Source organism: Streptomyces sp. NPDC016469, from assembly GCF_040632905.1.
In the GTDB taxonomy this organism is placed as follows: domain Bacteria; phylum Actinomycetota; class Actinomycetes; order Streptomycetales; family Streptomycetaceae; genus Streptomyces.
Window position 1 is genome coordinate 1 of the sequence record NZ_JBEYCQ010000119.1, and the last position, 1265, is coordinate 1265.

Here is a 1265-nt window from a genome sequence, read left to right on the forward strand (position 1 = left end):
AAATAGGATGATTTCTCTTCACTGTTACTATCAATCAACTGAGTATATTTACCGTAATCAACAATTTCATAGTGCATGCCCTTCTCTGTATATACTTCAGTTATGTAGTTTCTATCTAGTAATTTATCAAATGCTTTTTTTACTGTTTCATATGTAAGAGCATGCTCAGATGAAATATTAGAGATACATAGTTGTCTGCGTTCACTTACAGCAGGATCTTTTGTAAGCGAACGAATTTGTCCCATTTCATCCGTGTATAAGTGAAGAATCATAAATAAAGAGATTTCTGAAGTAGTAATGGGGTTATCAGTTACTTCTAAGTCATATTTAACCATTTTATCTAAGTGTTTCTTGAAGAATTTAGGACCTTCGATGGTGAATTTTTGGGGTGTTTTTTCCATTGTTAAAACAGACATTATCTTTTCTCCTTTTTTCGACAACGAAAAAGACGATGAACCCTTATATATTAAGGAAAACATCGTCTTTTCAGTGTCAAAAAAAGGCAGCTTGAAATGGACATTTTAACAGGAAATTGTTTTGACTTTCTTCTTATAATAATGTAAAATGTATACATAAATGCAACACCAAACAAAACTATAAAAAACAGACTTCCTGTCAGTGTTTTCCCTACGTTACTAGGGGGAACCGTCTAAGAGTGTGGGGACACTACTTAGATGGCTGGAGTCTTTTTTATTGCCGTTCGATTTAATTGAGATTAGTATAGCAATAATAACCATTTGATGCAATACGTAGAATAGGGCAGAAAGTGTTGTTTACCATGGTTAAAATCTATTTTTCTTTGCATGCATGCATGTATGCATTCGCGTATGCATGCATGCGAAAGCTAAGAATTCAGGTGTAGCAAGGGTTTCCAAAGTCAGTTCAACATACACGCATGCATGTATGTGTGTATGCATGCATGCGTGTATGTGTTATTTTTTTATTAATTTTTTTATTAATTTTTTTTCGACAACAATTTCAATAGAGTTTCATAATTTTTCTTTTTCTCTTTTGATAGAGTTGATTCATAGTTTGTGAGCAATAAATCCAGAACTTGATCAACGTTTTCTTTATCTAATATTTTTACTAGTGTGTTAAGTCTTTGTTGACTATTTTTACTTAATCTAATGGAAGTCGGTTTTTCTTTAACCTTCTCTTCTTTCTTTTTTGTTTGCTCTACAAATCACGTGAAACTCTTCGCCGCCCGCCTCGGCCTCCGCACCCGGCTGATCGCGGCGTTCCTGTTCGTCGCGGCCGTCAGTGCC

General features: G+C 34.6%; 1 protein-coding gene. It reads right to left on the reverse strand.

Going from position 1 to position 1265, the window contains the following annotated elements; translation table 11 throughout:
- Positions 1–416: hypothetical protein (locus ABZ565_RS35665; RefSeq protein WP_361036468.1), on the reverse strand; the 416-nt coding region annotated here is incomplete at its 3' end.
- Between the last annotated feature and the right edge of the window lie 849 nt (positions 417–1265).